Below are 15,989 nucleotides of genomic sequence, written 5' to 3'. Positions count from 1 at the left end.
CACCATCGGGCGAACGTTGACAGCGATCTGCGGGTCGTTACAATGCGCGCCTTTTACCCCCTTTTTAAGAGGTTAACGTGCTGGATAGCATCAAAATCAAATTACAATACTGGCTGCCGAAGTTGGCGCTGACCCGTCTGGCCGGCTGGGGCGCAGACAAAGAGGCCGGCTGGCTGACACAGCAGGTGGTAAAACTGTTCGCCCGCTATTACCGCGTGGATATGCAGGAAGCGCAGAACCCGGATTTGACCTCATACGCCACATTTAATGAATTCTTCGTACGTCCGCTGCGCGACGGCGCGCGTCCTGTCGTCAGCGACGCTAACGTGCTGGCGCTGCCGGCCGACGGCGCCATCAGCCAGCTTGGCCTGATCCGCGACGATCAGATCTTCCAGGCCAAGGGGCACCACTACAGCCTCGAGGCGCTGCTGGCCGGTAACTACCAGCTGGCGGACACCTTCCGCAACGGCCTGTTCGCCACCACGTACCTGGCGCCGCGCGACTATCACCGCGTGCATATGCCGTGCGACGGCGTGCTGCGCGAGATGATCTACGTGCCGGGCGACCTGTTCTCGGTCAACCCGCTGACCGCCGCCAACGTGCCTAACCTGTTCGCCCGTAATGAACGCGTGATCTGCGTCTTCGACACCGCATTCGGGCCGATGGTGCAAATCCTGGTCGGCGCCACCATCGTCGGCAGCATTGAAACCGTATGGGCCGGCACCGTAACCCCGCCGCGCGAAGGCATCATCAAGCGCTGGACCTACCCGGCGGCCGGCGCAGACGAGGCGGTGACGCTGGCAAAAGGCGCAGAGATGGGCCGCTTTAAGCTGGGATCGACGGTGATCAACCTGTTTACCGCCAACAGCGTGCATTTCGAACCGCGCCTGAACAACGGCACCGTGACCCGTATGGGTGAAGCCTTTGCCGAAGCGGCTACCGCACGCGACGCGGCAGAAGCGCCGCAAACCTAAAGGAATGATGTCGTGCGCCTGATTATCACCACGTTATTGCTCGGTTGTTTACTGGCTCAGCCGGCGCTGGCGGCGGCGCTGCCCAGCGAGTCGCAGCTCAAACAGGAGCTGAAACAGGCAGAAAGCAACAAAAACGCAGCCAATCAGGCGGAAACGGTTGAGGCGCTGCAAAGCGCCCTCAACCGGCTGGCCGAACGCACCGAATCCCTGACGCGTACGGAACAGTACCAGAAAGTAATCGACGACTTTCCCAAGATGGCGCAGCAACTGCGCCGTCAGTTAGCGGTTGAAAGCGCTAAAATCCTGCCGAACGGCGACAATCTGCCCACCAGCGAGCTGGAACAGCAAATCCTGCAGACCAGCAGCCAGCTGTTGGAGCAGGCGCGCCTGATGCAGCAGGAGCAGGACCGTTCGCGTGAAATCAGCGACTCGCTCGGCCAGTTGCCGCAGCAGCAGACCGAAGCCCGGCGCACGCTGACCGAAACCCAGCGCCGCCTGCAGGCGCTACCGCCGAACCCGACCAAGCCGCAGGCGCTGGCGCAGCTTTACCTGCTGCAGACCGAAGCCGCCGCGCGCAAGGCCAAAGTCAACGAGCTGGATCTCGCTCAGCTGTCGGCCAATAACCGGCAGGAGCTGGCGCGCATGCGCGCCGAAGTGTTTAAAAAGCGGCATGAAAAGCTGGATGTTCAGCTGCAGGCGCTGCGCAATAACCTGAATAACCAACGCCAGCGCGAAGCCGAACTGGCGCTGAAAAAAACCGAACAGCTGGCCGAACAGAGCGGCGAACTGCCGAAAAGCATCAGCGAACAGCTGCAAATTAACCGCGAACTCTCCACCGCGCTGAATAATCAGGCGCAGCGTATGGATCTGATCTCTTCGCAGCAGCGCCAGGCCGCCTCGCAAACCCTGCAGGTACGTCAGGCGATGAGCACCATCATCGAGCAGGCGCAGTGGCTGGGCTCATCGCCGGTGCTGGGCGAAACGCTGCGCGCACAGGTGTCGACGCTGCCGGAAATGCCCAAGCCGCAGCAGCTGGATAGCGATATGGCGCAGCTGCGCGTCCAGCGTCTGCAGTTTGAAAACCAGCTGGAAAAACTGCCGCAGCGTGCACAAAGCATCAAGCAGGACGACGGCTCCGAGTTGACGCCGGGCCAGAAGCAGATTATCGATGCGCAGCTGCGCACCCAGCGCGAACTGCTTAACTCCCTGTTGTCCGGCTGCGATACGCAAATTCTGGAGCTGACCAAGCTGAAAGTGGCCAACACGCAGCTGGTCGACGCGCTCAACGAAATCAAAGACGCCACCCACCGTTATCTGTTCTGGGTGCCGGACGTCAGCCCGCTGACGCTTGCCTACCCGATCAACGTGGCGCACGACCTGACCCGCCTGCTGTCGCTGGATACCCTGTCGCAGCTGAGCGGCGCCTTTGTGATGATGGTGACCAGCCGCAGCACGCTGGTGCCCATTTTCGGCGCCCTGCTGCTGGTGATATTCAGTATCAGCACCCGCAAGCACTACCACGCATTTCTGGAACGTTCGAGCAGTAAGGTCGGCAAGGTCACTCAGGATCAGTTCTATCTGACCCTGCGCAACGTCTTCTGGTCGATTCTGGTGGCGCTGCCGCTGCCGGTGCTATGGGCGGCGCTGGGCTTCGGCCTGCAGAACGCCTGGCCTTATCCGGTCGCGGTGGCGATCGGCGACGGCGTAACCGCCACCCTGCCGATCCTGTGGGTCTGTATGATCAGCGCCACCTTCGCCCACCCGCGCGGCCTGTTTATCGTGCACTTCGGCTGGCCGGTGCGGCAGGTTTCACGCGCCATGCGCTATTACAAGATGTCTATCTGGCTGATTGTGCCGCTGATTATGGCGCTGATCACCTTCGATAACCTCAACGACCGCGAGTTCTCCAATACCCTGGGACGCCTGTGCTTTATCCTGCTGTGCGTCGCCCTGCTGCTGGTGACCAGCAGCCTCAAGCGCGCCGGTATCCCGCTCTATCTGGATAAGAAAGGCTCCGGCGAAAACATGGTGAACACCGCGCTGTGGGGCGTACTGATGTCTGCGCCGCTGCTGGCGGCGCTGGCGTCCACTATCGGCTACCTCGCCACCGCCCAGGCGCTGTTGGCGCGGCTGGAAACCTCGGTCGCCATCTGGTTCTTCCTGTTGGTGGTCTACCACATTATCCGCCGCTGGATGCTGATTCAGCGTCGGCGCATCGCCTTCGACCGCGCCAAACAGCGGCGCGCCGAAATTCTGGCCCAGCGTGCGCGCGGCGAGGATGAAACCAGTAATACGCACGTTACCGGCAGTAATGAAGGCAGCATCGATATCGATGAAACCGAGATCGATCTGGATGCGATCAGCGCCCAGTCGCTGCGGCTGGTGCGTTCGATCCTGACGATGATCGCACTGGTGTCGGTGATCTTCCTGTGGTCGGAGATCCACTCCGCCTTCGCCTTCCTGGAAAATATCTCGCTGTGGAATGTGACCTCCACCAGCAACGGCGTGGACAGCGTCCAGTCGATCACCCTCGGCGCGGTGCTGATCGCGGTGCTGGTGATCATGGTGACCACCCAGCTGGTGCGCAACCTGCCCGCGCTGCTAGAGCTGGCGGTGCTGCAGCACCTGGATCTGTCCCCCGGCACCGGCTACGCCATTACCACCATCACCAAATATCTGCTGCTGCTGATCGGCGCCATCCTCAGCTTCTCCTGGATCGGGATCGAATGGTCGAAACTGCAGTGGGTGGTCACCGCGCTGACCTTCGGCCTCGGTTTCGGTATGCAGGAGATCTTCTCCAACTTTATCTCCGGCCTGATCATTTTGTTTGAAAAACCGATCCGCATCGGCGATACCGTCACGATCCGCAACCTGACCGGCAGCGTCACCAAAATCAATACCCGCGCCACCACGATTTCCGACTGGGACCGCAAAGAGATCATCGTGCCGAACAAGGCGTTTATCACCGAGCAGTTCGTCAACTGGTCGCTGTCCGACGCCATCACCCGCGTGGTGCTGACCGTGCCGGCGCCGGCGGAGGCCAACAGCGAGGAAGTGACTAAAATCCTCACCGACGCCGCCCGCCGCTGTTCGTTGGTGCTGGATACCCCGCCGCCGGAAGTCTACCTGGTGGATCTGCAGCAGGGTATTCAGATCTTCGAACTGCGTATCTACGCCGCCGAAATGGGCCACCGTATGCCGCTGCGCCACGAGATGCACCAGCTGATCCTGGCCGGCTACCGCGAGCACGGCATTACCCTGCCTTACCCGCCGTTCCAGGTGCGCACCGACACCCTGTCGCGCATTACCAATCACGACGGCCGCGCGGTCTCCTCCACGCCGACGCCGAGCACCAAGCGCGACTCCGGCGGGCTGTAAGCATAAAAAAGGCCGACATCATCGATGTCGGCCTTTTTATTGCCCTGTGCAACAGGCTGCCCGTCAGGCGCGCGTCACCGGGAAGGCAAGCACGTCACTCAGGCTTTCCGCCCCCAGCGCCAGCATCACCAGACGATCCACCCCCAGCGCTACGCCGGCGCACTCCGGCATACCGTGGCTCAATGCCTCCAGCAGGTGATAGTCGATCGGCTGCTGCGGCAGGCCGCGGGCGGCGCGCTTGCGGTTATCCTGCTCAAAACGCTGACGCTGTTCACTGCTGTCGGTCAGCTCGCGGAAGCCGTTCGCCAGCTCAATGCCCTTAAAGTACACCTCAAAACGCTCCGCCACGCGGTGATCCTCGGTGCTGATCTCCGCCAACGCCGCCTGCGACGCCGGGAAATGGTAGACGAACGCCGGCTTCTCACGGCCGATGTGCGGCTCTACGCCGAAGGTGAACAGCATCTGCAGCAGCGTATCGCGATCCTCTTCCGTCTCGGCAATATTGCTCAGATCCAGCTTGGCGGCGGCTTCACGCAGCTGCGCCTTATCCGCCGACAGCGGGTCGATCTCCAGATGACGCTGGAACGCCTGTTGATAGGAGAGGGTTTCCGCGCTATCGCAGTCCAGCACCTGCTGTAATAAGTCATCCACTTCATTCATCAGCCGGTACATATCGTAATGCGGCCGGTACCACTCCAGCATGGTGAACTCAGGATTGTGGTGACGTCCGGCTTCTTCATTGCGGAAGGCGCGCCCCAACTGATAAATCGGGCCGCTGCCGGCCGCCAGCAGACGCTTCATGTGATATTCCGGGCTGGTCATCATGTACAGCGTCATGCCATCCGCCGCGCCCGGGCCAACAAACTGCGTCTGGAACGGGACCAGATGGACATCGGTGACGGTTGCCTGGCTCATCGCCGGCGTCTCCACCTCTAATACGCCGCGATCGGCGAAAAAGCGCCGGATCTCAGCGAGAATCGCTGCGCGTTTCAACAAATTGGCGATAGGTGCACTTGGCTGCCAGCTTGCCGCTTCGCTCATGGTAATTACTCCGAAATCAAACAGGGCATGCAGTCTACTCGCATCCCGCCGGGCAAACAAATTCTTGCAGCAGCAAGACCGCCAATTAAAAACATAAAAACGATAACGGCTATATAAACCGCTGCGAATAAGACAAATAGAAGCGAAATGGGAGCAAGACGCCGCTTTTTACAGTCGGGCCTCCGGCAAGCGCACTAATCGACAAAATAATCGATCACATCAAATTTCACCTACTCAACTTTGGGTATATTAAAGCCCTATATTTGCCGGGTGTTATCTGTGCGTGGGGCTAACGCCATAAATTACCGGCGTTTAATTAGCATCCGAATTATTCCTGAATTTTAAGCATTGAAAGTTAATCAGCCGTTCTGACAAGAATACTGGAGGAGTGCAGTGCAAACCTTTAACGCCGATCTCGCCATTATTGGCGCCGGGGGCGCGGGTTTACGTGCGGCGATCGCCGCCGCGGAAGCCAACCCCGCCTTAAAAATTGCCCTGGTGTCAAAAGTCTACCCCATGCGCAGCCACACGGTGGCCGCCGAGGGCGGTTCTGCCGCCGTCACCCAGGCGCACGACGCCTACGATTATCACTTCAACGATACCGTCGCCGGCGGCGACTGGCTGTGCGAACAGGACGTGGTGGATCACTTTGTGCACCAATGCCCGCGGGAAATGACCCAGTTGGAGCAATGGGGCTGTCCATGGAGCCGCAGGGAAGACGGTTCGGTCAACGTGCGCCGTTTTGGCGGCATGAAGATCGAACGCACCTGGTTCGCGGCCGATAAAACCGGCTTCCATATGCTGCACACCCTGTTCCAGACCTCGCTGAAATACCCGCAAATCCAGCGCTTTGATGAGCATTTTGTCCTCGATATTCTGGTCGATGACGGTCAGGCGCGCGGCCTGGTCGCCATCAATATGATGGAAGGCACCCGCGTGCAGATCCGCGCCAACGCGGTGGTGATGGCCACCGGCGGCGCCGGCCGCGTTTACCGCTACAACACCAACGGCGGCATCGTGACCGGCGATGGCATGGGCATCGCCTTCCGCCACGGCGTGCCGCTGCGCGATATGGAGTTTGTGCAGTATCACCCCACCGGCCTGCCCGGCTCTGGCATCCTGATGACCGAAGGCTGCCGCGGCGAAGGCGGCATTCTGGTGAACAAAGACGGCTATCGCTATCTGCAGGATTACGGCATGGGGCCGGAGACGCCGCTCGGCGAGCCGAAGAACAAATATATGGAGCTGGGGCCGCGCGACAAAGTCTCCCAGGCCTTCTGGCACGAATGGCGCGCCGGCCGCACCATCGCTACGCCGCGCGGTGACGTGGTGTATCTGGATCTGCGCCACCTCGGCGAGAAGAAGCTGCTCGAACGTCTGCCGTTTATTTGCGAACTGGCCAAGGCCTACGTCGGCGTCGACCCGGTGAAAGAACCGATTCCGGTGCGCCCGACCGCGCACTACACCATGGGCGGCATTGAAACCGACCAGAATTGCGAAACCCGCATCAAGGGTCTGTATGCGGTGGGCGAATGCTCATCCGTCGGTCTGCACGGCGCCAACCGGCTCGGCTCCAACTCGCTGGCGGAACTGGTGGTGTTTGGCCGCGTGGCGGGCGAACACGCCGCGCAGCGCGCGCAGGAGAGCGCGCCGGCCAACGGCGGCGCGCTGGAGGCGCAAAGCCGCGACGTTGAGCAGCGCCTCCACGACCTGCTGGCACAGGAAGGCGACGAAAGCTGGTCGGCGATCCGCGACGAAATGGGCCTGTCGATGGAAGAAGGCTGCGGCATCTACCGGACGCCGGAGCTGATGCAGAAAACCATCGACAAGCTGGCGGAGCTGAAGGAGCGCGTGAAACACGTCAGGATTGCCGACCGCTCCAGCGTATTCAACACCGACCTGCTGTACACCATCGAACTGCAGCACGGTCTGAACGTGGCGGAATGCATGGCGCACTCCGCCTTTAACCGCAAAGAGTCGCGCGGCGCCCACCAGCGGCTGGATGACGGCTGCACCGAGCGTGATGACGTCAACTTCCTTAAACATACGCTGGCGTTCCACAACGCCGACGGCGCGCCGCGCCTGGAGTACAGCGATGTGAAAATTACCAAGCTGCCGCCGGCCAAGCGTGTCTATGGCGCCGAGGCCGATGCGCAGGAGAAAAAGGAGAAGGAGCAGGCGAATGGCTGAGATGAAAACGCTGAAAATCGAGGTCATGCGTTATAACCCGGAAAGCGATGACGCACCGCATTTCGCGACCTATAGCGTGCCTTATGACGAGCAGACCTCGCTGCTGGATGCGCTGGGTTATATCAAGGATCACCTGGCGCCGGACCTGTCCTACCGCTGGTCGTGCCGCATGGCGATCTGCGGCTCCTGCGGCATGATGGTCAACCGTGTGCCGAAGCTGGCGTGTAAAACTTTCCTGCGCGACTACGCCGACGGCATGAAGGTCGAGGCGCTAGGCAACTTCCCGATCGAACGCGATCTGGTGGTCGATATGACCCACTTTATCGAAAGCCTGGAGGCCATCAAGCCGTATATCATCGGCAATGAACGCAAACCGGAAGACGGCCCCAACGTGCAAACGCCGGCGCAGATGGCGAAGTACCACCAGTTCTCCGGCTGCATCAACTGCGGTTTGTGCTACGCCGCCTGCCCGCAGTTCGGCCTGAACCCTGAGTTTATCGGCCCGGCCGCCATTACGCTGGCGCACCGCTATAACCTCGACAACCGCGACCACGGTAAAAAGCAGCGTATGCCGCAGCTCAACGGTCAGAACGGCGTCTGGAGCTGCACCTTTGTCGGTTACTGCTCTGAAGTCTGTCCGAAACACGTCGACCCGGCCGCCGCGATTCAACAGGGCAAAGTTGAAAGCGCCACCGACTTTATGATAGCCATGCTGAAGCCGCAATAAGGGAGAGGAGAGTGCAATGACAACACAACGTAAGCCTTATGTGCGCGCCATGGCGCCCAACTGGTGGCAAAAACTGGGGTTCTACCGCTTCTATATGCTGCGTGAAGGCACCTCGGTGCCGGCGGTTTGGTTCAGCATCCTGATGATTTACGGCGTCTTTTCCCTGAAGGGCGACGCGGAAAGCTGGGCAGGGTTCGTCGGTTTCCTGCAAAACCCGCTGGTGCTGCTGATTAATATCATCGCTCTGCTGGCGGCGCTGCTGCATACCAAAACCTGGTTCGATCTGGCGCCTAAGGCGGCCAATATCGTGGTCAACGGCGAAAAGATGGGCCCCGGCCCGATCGTCAAAGCCCTGTGGGCGGTGACCATTCTGCTCACGCTGGTCGTTCTCGCCGTCGCGCTACTGTAATTGGGAGGAAATATGATTAACCACGCACCTAAACGCTCCGACGAGCCGATTTTCTGGGGCCTGTTCGGCGCCGGCGGCATGTGGGGCGCCATCGTGGCCCCGGTGATCGTGCTGCTGCTGGGCATTTTGCTGCCGCTGGGGCTGTTTCCCGGTGAAGCGCTGGGCTATGAGCGCGTACTGGCGTTCTGCCAGAGCCTTGTCGGCCGTCTGTTCCTGCTGCTGATGATCATCTTGCCGCTGTGGTGTGGTCTGCACCGCATCCATCACGCGATGCACGACCTGAAAATCCACGTGCCGGCCGGCAAGTGGGTATTCTACGGCCTGGCGGCCATCCTCAGCGTCGTCACGCTGATCGGCGTCGTCACGCTGTAAACCCTCAACGGGCGGCCACGCCATCCGGCCGCCCTCTGCGTTTATCGCCTCAATGGCTGCTGAATTTCAGCCCCAGAATCCCGACAATAATCAGGCACAGGCTGAGGATGCGCATCAGGTTGGTCGACTCGCCCAGCAATATCATGCCCATCACCGCCGCGCCCACCGCGCCGATGCCGGTCCATACCGCGTAGGCGGTGCCGGCCGGCAGCGTTTTCATCGCATTCGCCAGCAGCAGCATGCTGACCACCATCGCAACTATCGTAATAATGCTTGGCGTCAGACGGGTAAAACCGTGGGTATATTTCAGGCCTATCGCCCAGACAACTTCCAGTAAACCGGCAAAAACAAGAATGATCCACGCCATGAAACGGCTCCAGGATTAGGTGGGGTCGTCCCCGGACATCAGGAAGCGCAGGAAGGTCGTCCAACCTGGCAGGGTGAAGCAGGGATTATATAACCAAAATGGCGCCTGCGGAATATACCGCTGCCGCAGTATATACAGGGTATTCCACCGCCGGGGAACAGAGAACAACGCCCGTGATTGCTAATGGAATACCACAGACATTAGAGCATGACGCTATTGCGCGCTGCGTTGAATCGCCTCGCCGCCGGCCTGAACATCCTTACCGATGCCTTCGGTCGTATTACACGCGGTCAGCGAAAACAGGAACAGCACGGAGCACATCGCAAGGATACTTTTCTTCAGCATAAGACTTCCTTATTTATCAGTGATGAAAAGATACGGCTCTCTAAGCGTAGTCAATATTGGCGGGCGTTGCGCAAGGAAATGGGGCCGGCTGTTACGGGAGGCGATTTAGCTCGCACCGCGGGAAATCGCGCCGCCAAGATGCTGAACGTCCTGGCCAAAGCCGCGGAAGGTGTTGCAACCGCTGAGCGACAGCAGCAGCGTCAGGGAAATAACGGCCAACAGAGTTTTCTTCATCATGCAAATTCTGCCAACTATCAAGGGATTAAAATAAAACGGGGGAATCCGATGACTCCCCCGCTTTGATGCTTACTTAACGCGTGATACGTATTCGCCAGAGCGAGTGTCAACTTTGATCACTTCGCCAATCTGTACGAACAACGGCACTTTAACCACGGCGCCGGTAGACAGCGTGGCAGGTTTGCCGCCGGTGCCTGCGGTATCGCCTTTCAGGCCTGGATCGGTATCAACGATTTCCAGCTCAACGAAGTTCGGCGGGGTAACGGCGATAGGACGGCCGTCCCACAGGGTCACGATGCACTCTGCCTGATCCAGCAGCCACTTGGCGTTGTCGCCGATGGCTTTCTGATCCGCAGCCAGCTGCTCGAAGGTTTCGTTGTTCATGAAGTGGTAGAACTCACCGTCGTTGTACAGGTAAGTCAGGTTCATATCCATCACGTCCGCGCCTTCGGCCGAGTCGGTGGATTTGAAGGTTTTCTCTACGCGGGTGCCGGTCAGCAGACGACGCATTTTAACGCGTGCGAAAGCCTGGCCTTTACCTGGTTTCACGAACTCGCTGGATTCCACAGCGTAAGGTTCGCCCTCGATCATGATTTTAAGACCCGGACGGAAATCGTTGCTAGAATAAGTCGCCATAATGGCCCTCTGAATTTTAAATTGGTAGCTTAGCCAAAAAAATGGCACATATTGTAACCCAAAACATCGCAGATAGAGAAGATTGGTTGCATCAACTCGCCGATGTTATTACCGACCCCGATGAATTGCTGCGGCTTCTGTCACTGAACACACATCCGGAACTGCCTCAGGGACGCGATGCGCGCCGCCTGTTCCCGCTGCGCGTACCGCGCGCTTTCGCTGCCCGCATGCGTACCGGCGACGCCGCCGACCCGCTGCTGCGCCAGGTATTGACCGCCAGCGATGAGTTCGTGACCGCCGCCGGCTTTACCACCGACCCGCTGGACGAACAGCGCAGCGTGGTGCCCGGCCTGTTGCACAAATACCGCAACCGCGCCCTGCTGCTGGTTAAAGGCGGCTGCGCCGTCAACTGCCGTTACTGCTTCCGCCGCCACTTCCCTTATCAGGATAACCAGGGTAATAAAGCCAACTGGCGCCAGGCGCTGGACTATATTCGCCAACAGCCGGAGCTGGACGAGATCATCTTCTCCGGCGGCGACCCGCTGATGGCAAAAGATCATGAGCTCGACTGGCTGATCGGCGAGCTGGAAGCCATCCCGCACGTGAAACGTCTGCGCATCCACAGCCGTTTACCGGTGGTGATCCCGGCGCGCATCACGCCTGAGCTCTGCCAGCGCCTGTCCCGCTCGCGTTTGCAGGTGCTGATGGTGACGCACATTAACCACGCCAATGAGATTGATGCGGCGCTGGCGGCCAGCATGGCGCAGCTGCGCCGTGCCGGCGTTACCCTGCTTAATCAGAGCGTGCTGCTGCGCGGCGTGAACGACGACGCCGATACGTTGGCGACGCTGAGCAACGCCCTGTTTGACGCCGGTATTCTACCCTATTATATCCATGTGCTGGATAAGGTGCAGGGCGCCGCCCACTTTATGGTCAGCGATGACGAGGCGCGCCGCATCATGCAGCAGCTACTGAGCAAGGTATCCGGCTATCTGGTGCCGCGCCTGACGCGCGAAATCGGCGGCGAGCCGAGCAAAACGCCGCTGGATCTGCGGCTGACGCAAGACGCGGCGCCGCAGCCTTAAGCGAAAAAAAGAGGAATGCCCAGGCACTCCTCTTTTTTTATCTCGGTGGTTAACGGCCCGGGGCCGTTATGGGCATTTATAAACCTGGCCCATCATTTTGCTGTCCAGAGGGGCGAAGCTGGAGAGCAGATTCTGGCTCGGGCTAGTCGCACCGTAAATCACGTTGCCGCCCATTTCAGCCGCCTTGTTGCGCAGGTCGTTGGCCGCACCGCGCAGGCCGCCGCTTTCTGCATTACTGCCGGACAGCCAGTTGCTCTGCGTGCCGGTGACTTCCCCCACCAGCTGGCATTCCGCCGCCGGTTTGGTATCGGTAAATTTAACCTGCTGACCTGCGCTGGTCAGTTGATGAGTGGTGCTGCATCCTGCCAGCAGCAGCGCCGCCGAAAGTCCCAGTAAGGCTGTAGTCCGCATCTTGTTCCCCATATAATGTTGAGAATTACGCAAAAGCTTATCAGAAAGCAATGCTACCTCTTAAGCTTCCGTTGCCACGTATACTTGGTCAACGCATAGAGCGACAGTTGATGAGGTAACAGTTTACACGCTAATTCCGTCCGGCCGGTAAAAATATCGCCAAACCCTGTGCGCCAGCGCCTCGTAAAAATCAACACCGCCAACTGCCCGCCGATACGCTCCGTGCAACCGATGCGGCAAGCCGCGCGCTCCCGTCAGCAAACTCGCCCGCCCCAGGCCAGCCAGAATCGTCCCCAATCCAAAACCGCCAGCCAAACGGCATCGGGATAAATGCGCCGAAGAACGGATGACGTAAAACTTAACTTCATAGTATTCATAATGTTACGAGCATCCATAAAGAAATTAAAAAAAGTGACGGTTACGAGTCTTTTCTTAGGCAAATTCCTGCGCCATAGCATATATTAATGTATCTAATGTTTTTAAGGTGACACGGCGGGTCGCTGACCGATAAAGGACGCTGGCAAATATTAATACGCTAAGTATTTATGCGGTTCAATCGCTGAGATGTCGCTTAAGAGCCCCTCCGATCATTCTCTGGGTGCAGAAGCCATTAAATAACAGCAAAAATCAATCAGTGAATATTGGACAGGCAGGAAAGCCTTGGATAACAAACTAAAATATTGATTCGACAAGACAGGATGGTGATATGAGAGTGATAATATGCGCCCTGGGGTCCTCTGGCGATGTTTACCCATGCATCGAAATTGGCGCGATATTAAAAGAAAGAAACCATGATGTGCATATACTTACCAATGAATACTTCAAAGATTACGTTGAGTCTCGCAATCTTTCCTTTTCAGCAGTAGGCAGTAAAGAGGACTTTATCCGTTCAGTACGTGACAGCCAGCTATGGGAGAAGAAAACCTCATTAATAAAAATATCTGCATACATGGCTAATTATCAGGTTGGTATGTTTCATTCAATCGAGAGGTTGGTAAATGATAATTGTGTAATTATTCATTCTCTTTGGGTATTCTCAGCCAAGGTGGTTAGCGAAAAATATTCGTTAAAACGATTCCCGATAAGCCTTACCAACGCCAACCTTAAACTCTGCCCGGGGAAATTTATTAGCTGGTTGGAAAGAAAGCTCGGCACCTCATTGAACCTGAAGGCTGAACTCTTTAGACGCCGCCTGGTTTCTCCGCTGTTACAGGAGGTCATCGCCTCGATAAGAAAATCAGAGAACCTCCCAGCCGATAAAAACATCTATACCGACCTGGTAGATAGGCGCTTGAATCCTATTATTTTGTATGAGCCTTGGTTCTACGAAAAAAAACCGCAGCACGGATTTTATATGGGGTTCCTGTTAAATAAAAACCGGACATTAGACCACGCTCCGATAATCAACCGCTTTGTGGACAAAAAAACGGTGGTTTTCTTCACCAGTTGGGCATTGTCTGATGAAGCAGGCATAAATCATGTCTTAAGCAGTCTGAAAGATGAAGGTTTGAAATGTGTACTGGTCACCCCCACCCTCGACAGCATCCACGTTGAAGAAAATGTCATCAGAACACCTTACCTTAATATGGATAGCATCAAAGGATGTCTGTTTGCCATTCACCACGGCGGCATCGGCACCAGTGCCCAACTGCTTAAAAACGGCATACCTCAGTTAATCTACCCAAAAGCCTTTGATCAGTTCGAAAACGCAAGCTCTCTCGAAAGAATAGGCTGTGGCGTTAAAGGCGGCGATATAAATGCGTTGAGGCATATGATTAAAAAGTCGGTTACCAATGATAATAACTGTGCTTTTTACGCCTCGCGGCTAAGTGAAGAGAACAAAGAACGAAACGATGCGCTGGAACGTTTACTCATGGGTTAACGTGATATATTTCATGAGCGTTACTAATGATTAAGCGCATGAAATGTATGCGCCGCGCTGAACACTGAGACATGCCCTGCCGCTCCATCGCCGCCTGAACTCTGGCAGAGCCCGGCAACAGGTAGCCGCTGCGGCCTGATAAAACACGCGTCCGCTATTCCGCATCGCCTGAACCCTTTATTCAGAGATAAAAAAACCCCGGCGCCAGGCCGGGGTTTTCACTCACGCAAGCGTGAAGGGGGATGATTACATCATGCCGCCCATACCGCCCATGCCGCCCATACCTGCAGCGCCCATGTCGGCTTTATCTTCTTTCGGCAGGTCGGTAACCATGCACTCGGTGGTGATCATCAGGCCAGCCACGGATGCCGCGTACTGCAGTGCAGAACGGGTCACTTTGGTTGGATCCAGGATACCCATGCCGATCATGTCGCCGTACTCTTCAGAGTAAGCGTTGTAACCGTAGCTGCCTTCGCCCGCTTTCACGCTGTTGGCGATAACGGAAGCTTCTTCACCGGCGTTGATCACGATCTGACGCAGCGGTGCTTCCATCGCGCGCAGCGCAACTTTGATACCTACGTTCTGATCTTCGTTGTCGCCTTTCAGCTCGGCAATTTTGCTCGCTACGCGGATCAGCGCAACGCCGCCGCCGGCAACCACGCCTTCTTCAACCGCAGCACGGGTCGCGTGCAGGGCATCTTCAACGCGGGCTTTCTTCTCTTTCATTTCAACTTCAGTCGCTGCGCCAACTTTGATAACGGCAACGCCGCCCGCCAGTTTAGCTACACGCTCCTGCAGTTTTTCACGATCGTAATCGGAAGTCGCTTCTTCGATCTGCTGACGAATCTGCGCAACGCGGCCCTGGATGGTCGCTTCGTCGCCGATGCCATCGATGATGATGGTGGTGTCTTTGTTGATCACAACGCGTTTTGCCTGGCCCAGGTCTTCCAGGGTGGCTTTTTCCAGCTCCATACCGATCTCTTCAGAGATCACGGTGCCGGCGGTCAGGGTTGCGATGTCTTGCAGCATGGCTTTACGACGGTCGCCGAAGCCTGGCGCTTTAACCGCAGCCACTTTCACGATGCCGCGCATGGTGTTCACCACCAGCGTCGCCAGCGCTTCGCCTTCAACGTCTTCAGCCACGATCAGCAGCGGCTTGCCGGCTTTCGCTACGGCTTCCAGTACTGGCAGCAGTTCACGGATGTTGGAAACTTTTTTGTCAGCCAGCAGGATGAACGGGCTTTCCAGCTCAACAGAACCGGTTTCCGGCTTGTTGATGAAGTATGGGGACAGGTAGCCGCGGTCGAACTGCATACCTTCAACCACGTCCAGCTCGTCTTGCAGGCCGGTGCCTTCTTCAACGGTGATAACGCCTTCTTTACCGACTTTTTCCATCGCTTCTGCAATCAGTTTACCCACGGTTTCGTCGGAGTTTGCAGAGATGGTGCCGACCTGCGCGATAGCTTTGGAATCAGAGCAAGGTACGGACAGTTTTTTCAGTTCTTCAACCGCAGCGATAACCGCTTTGTCGATGCCGCGCTTCAGATCCATCGGGTTCATGCCCGCAGCAACGGCTTTCAGACCTTCGTTAACGATAGCCTGCGCCAGAACGGTTGCGGTGGTGGTGCCGTCGCCCGCAGCGTCGTTCGCTTTGGAAGCCACTTCTTTCACCATCTGCGCGCCCATGTTTTCGAACTTGTCTTCCAGCTCGATTTCACGCGCAACGGAGACGCCGTCTTTGGTGATGGTTGGCGCGCCGAAGGATTTATCCAGCACTACGTTACGGCCTTTCGGGCCCAGGGTGACTTTTACCGCATCTGCCAGAATGTTCACGCCGTTAAGCATTTTTACGCGTGCGTCATTGCCGAATTTTACGTCTTTAGCTGCCATTGGTATTTCCCTTCAATTCTTTTCAGTTCAGAAGATAAAGCGTAA

15 protein-coding genes are annotated in these 15,989 nt (G+C 57.5%); 8 read left to right on the top strand and 7 right to left on the bottom strand.

Annotated elements, in window-relative coordinates:
* Nucleotides 1–77: 77 nt before the first annotated feature.
* Together asd and mscM are read left to right on the top strand one after the other, a co-directional pair.
* Entirely contained in the window at nt 78–974 is an 897-nt protein-coding gene (asd, locus tag I6G83_RS08660; RefSeq protein WP_015344284.1) for an archaetidylserine decarboxylase, read from the top strand.
* Nucleotides 975–986: 12 nt separating this feature from the next.
* Nucleotides 987–4,352, top strand: a complete 3,366-nt coding sequence (gene mscM / locus I6G83_RS08655; protein WP_054306505.1) for a miniconductance mechanosensitive channel MscM — start codon at nt 987–989, stop codon at nt 4,350–4,352.
* 63 nt (nt 4,353–4,415) lie between these two features.
* Here mscM and epmA read toward each other — a convergent pair whose 3' ends face one another.
* Nucleotides 4,416–5,393: an elongation factor P--(R)-beta-lysine ligase gene (gene epmA, locus I6G83_RS08650; protein ID WP_054306506.1), complete on the bottom strand. Its 978-nt coding sequence runs from the start codon at nt 5,391–5,393 to the stop codon at nt 4,416–4,418.
* Nucleotides 5,394–5,786: 393 nt separating this feature from the next.
* Here epmA and frdA point away from each other — a divergent pair, with 393 nt between their 5' ends.
* From frdA to frdD, 4 genes are read left to right on the top strand one after another with little or no spacing between them, the layout of a single operon-like run.
* Nucleotides 5,787–7,583, top strand: coding sequence for a fumarate reductase (quinol) flavoprotein subunit (gene frdA, locus I6G83_RS08645; RefSeq protein WP_054306507.1), 1,797 nt, complete (start codon nt 5,787–5,789; stop codon nt 7,581–7,583).
* The gene (locus I6G83_RS08640) at nt 7,576–8,310 is read left to right on the top strand and encodes a succinate dehydrogenase/fumarate reductase iron-sulfur subunit (protein ID WP_054306508.1); all 735 of its coding nucleotides are present in this window, start codon (nt 7,576–7,578) and stop codon (nt 8,308–8,310) included. The genes frdA and I6G83_RS08640 overlap by 8 nt, the downstream gene beginning before the upstream one ends.
* Nucleotides 8,311–8,326: 16 nt before the next feature.
* Entirely contained in the window at nt 8,327–8,719 is a 393-nt protein-coding gene (gene frdC, locus I6G83_RS08635; RefSeq protein WP_054306509.1) for a fumarate reductase subunit FrdC, read from the top strand.
* A 12-nt stretch (nt 8,720–8,731) separates the two neighbouring features.
* Entirely contained in the window at nt 8,732–9,091 is a 360-nt protein-coding gene (gene frdD / locus I6G83_RS08630; protein ID WP_015344278.1) for a fumarate reductase subunit FrdD, read from the top strand.
* Between the two features lie 49 nt (nt 9,092–9,140).
* On the opposite strand, the gene sugE is transcribed toward frdD, so the two are convergent.
* From sugE to efp, 4 genes are all read right to left on the bottom strand, one after another.
* On the bottom strand, nt 9,141–9,458 hold the full coding sequence (gene sugE, locus I6G83_RS08625) for a quaternary ammonium compound efflux SMR transporter SugE (protein ID WP_015344277.1): 318 nt from the start codon (nt 9,456–9,458) through the stop codon (nt 9,141–9,143).
* A gap of 213 nt (nt 9,459–9,671) precedes the next feature.
* Nucleotides 9,672–9,803 (bottom strand): entericidin A/B family lipoprotein, encoded by a 132-nt coding sequence (locus I6G83_RS08620; RefSeq protein WP_054306510.1) that lies wholly within the window; start codon nt 9,801–9,803, stop codon nt 9,672–9,674.
* 105 nt (nt 9,804–9,908) lie between these two features.
* Nucleotides 9,909–10,040: an entericidin A/B family lipoprotein gene (locus I6G83_RS08615; RefSeq protein ID WP_041411700.1), complete on the bottom strand. Its 132-nt coding sequence runs from the start codon at nt 10,038–10,040 to the stop codon at nt 9,909–9,911.
* A gap of 69 nt (nt 10,041–10,109) precedes the next feature.
* Nucleotides 10,110–10,676 (bottom strand): elongation factor P, encoded by a 567-nt coding sequence (gene efp, locus I6G83_RS08610; RefSeq protein ID WP_015344275.1) that lies wholly within the window; start codon nt 10,674–10,676, stop codon nt 10,110–10,112.
* 41 nt (nt 10,677–10,717) lie between these two features.
* Here efp and epmB point away from each other — a divergent pair, with 41 nt between their 5' ends.
* Nucleotides 10,718–11,761 carry an EF-P beta-lysylation protein EpmB gene (gene epmB, locus I6G83_RS08605; protein WP_054306511.1) on the top strand — a complete coding sequence of 348 codons (1,044 nt, stop codon included), beginning with the start codon at nt 10,718–10,720 and terminating at the stop codon, nt 11,759–11,761.
* Nucleotides 11,762–11,827: 66 nt separating this feature from the next.
* Here epmB and I6G83_RS08600 read toward each other — a convergent pair whose 3' ends face one another.
* On the bottom strand, nt 11,828–12,172 hold the full coding sequence (locus tag I6G83_RS08600; protein ID WP_015344273.1) for a DUF4156 domain-containing protein: 345 nt from the start codon (nt 12,170–12,172) through the stop codon (nt 11,828–11,830).
* A 706-nt stretch (nt 12,173–12,878) separates the two neighbouring features.
* On the opposite strand from I6G83_RS08600, the gene I6G83_RS08595 reads away from it, so the two are divergent.
* Nucleotides 12,879–14,054, top strand: a complete 1,176-nt coding sequence (locus tag I6G83_RS08595) for a glycosyltransferase (protein WP_054306512.1) — start codon at nt 12,879–12,881, stop codon at nt 14,052–14,054.
* Between the two features lie 246 nt (nt 14,055–14,300).
* Here I6G83_RS08595 and groL read toward each other — a convergent pair whose 3' ends face one another.
* Nucleotides 14,301–15,944 carry a chaperonin GroEL gene (gene groL / locus I6G83_RS08590; RefSeq protein ID WP_015344271.1) on the bottom strand — a complete coding sequence of 548 codons (1,644 nt, stop codon included), beginning with the start codon at nt 15,942–15,944 and terminating at the stop codon, nt 14,301–14,303.
* Nucleotides 15,945–15,989 lie beyond the last annotated feature (45 nt).

It is taken from the genome of Serratia rubidaea (genome assembly GCF_016026735.1).
Classification (GTDB): Bacteria; Pseudomonadota; Gammaproteobacteria; order Enterobacterales; family Enterobacteriaceae; genus Serratia_B; species Serratia_B rubidaea.
This window is presented reverse-complemented; position numbering and strand designations above follow the sequence as displayed.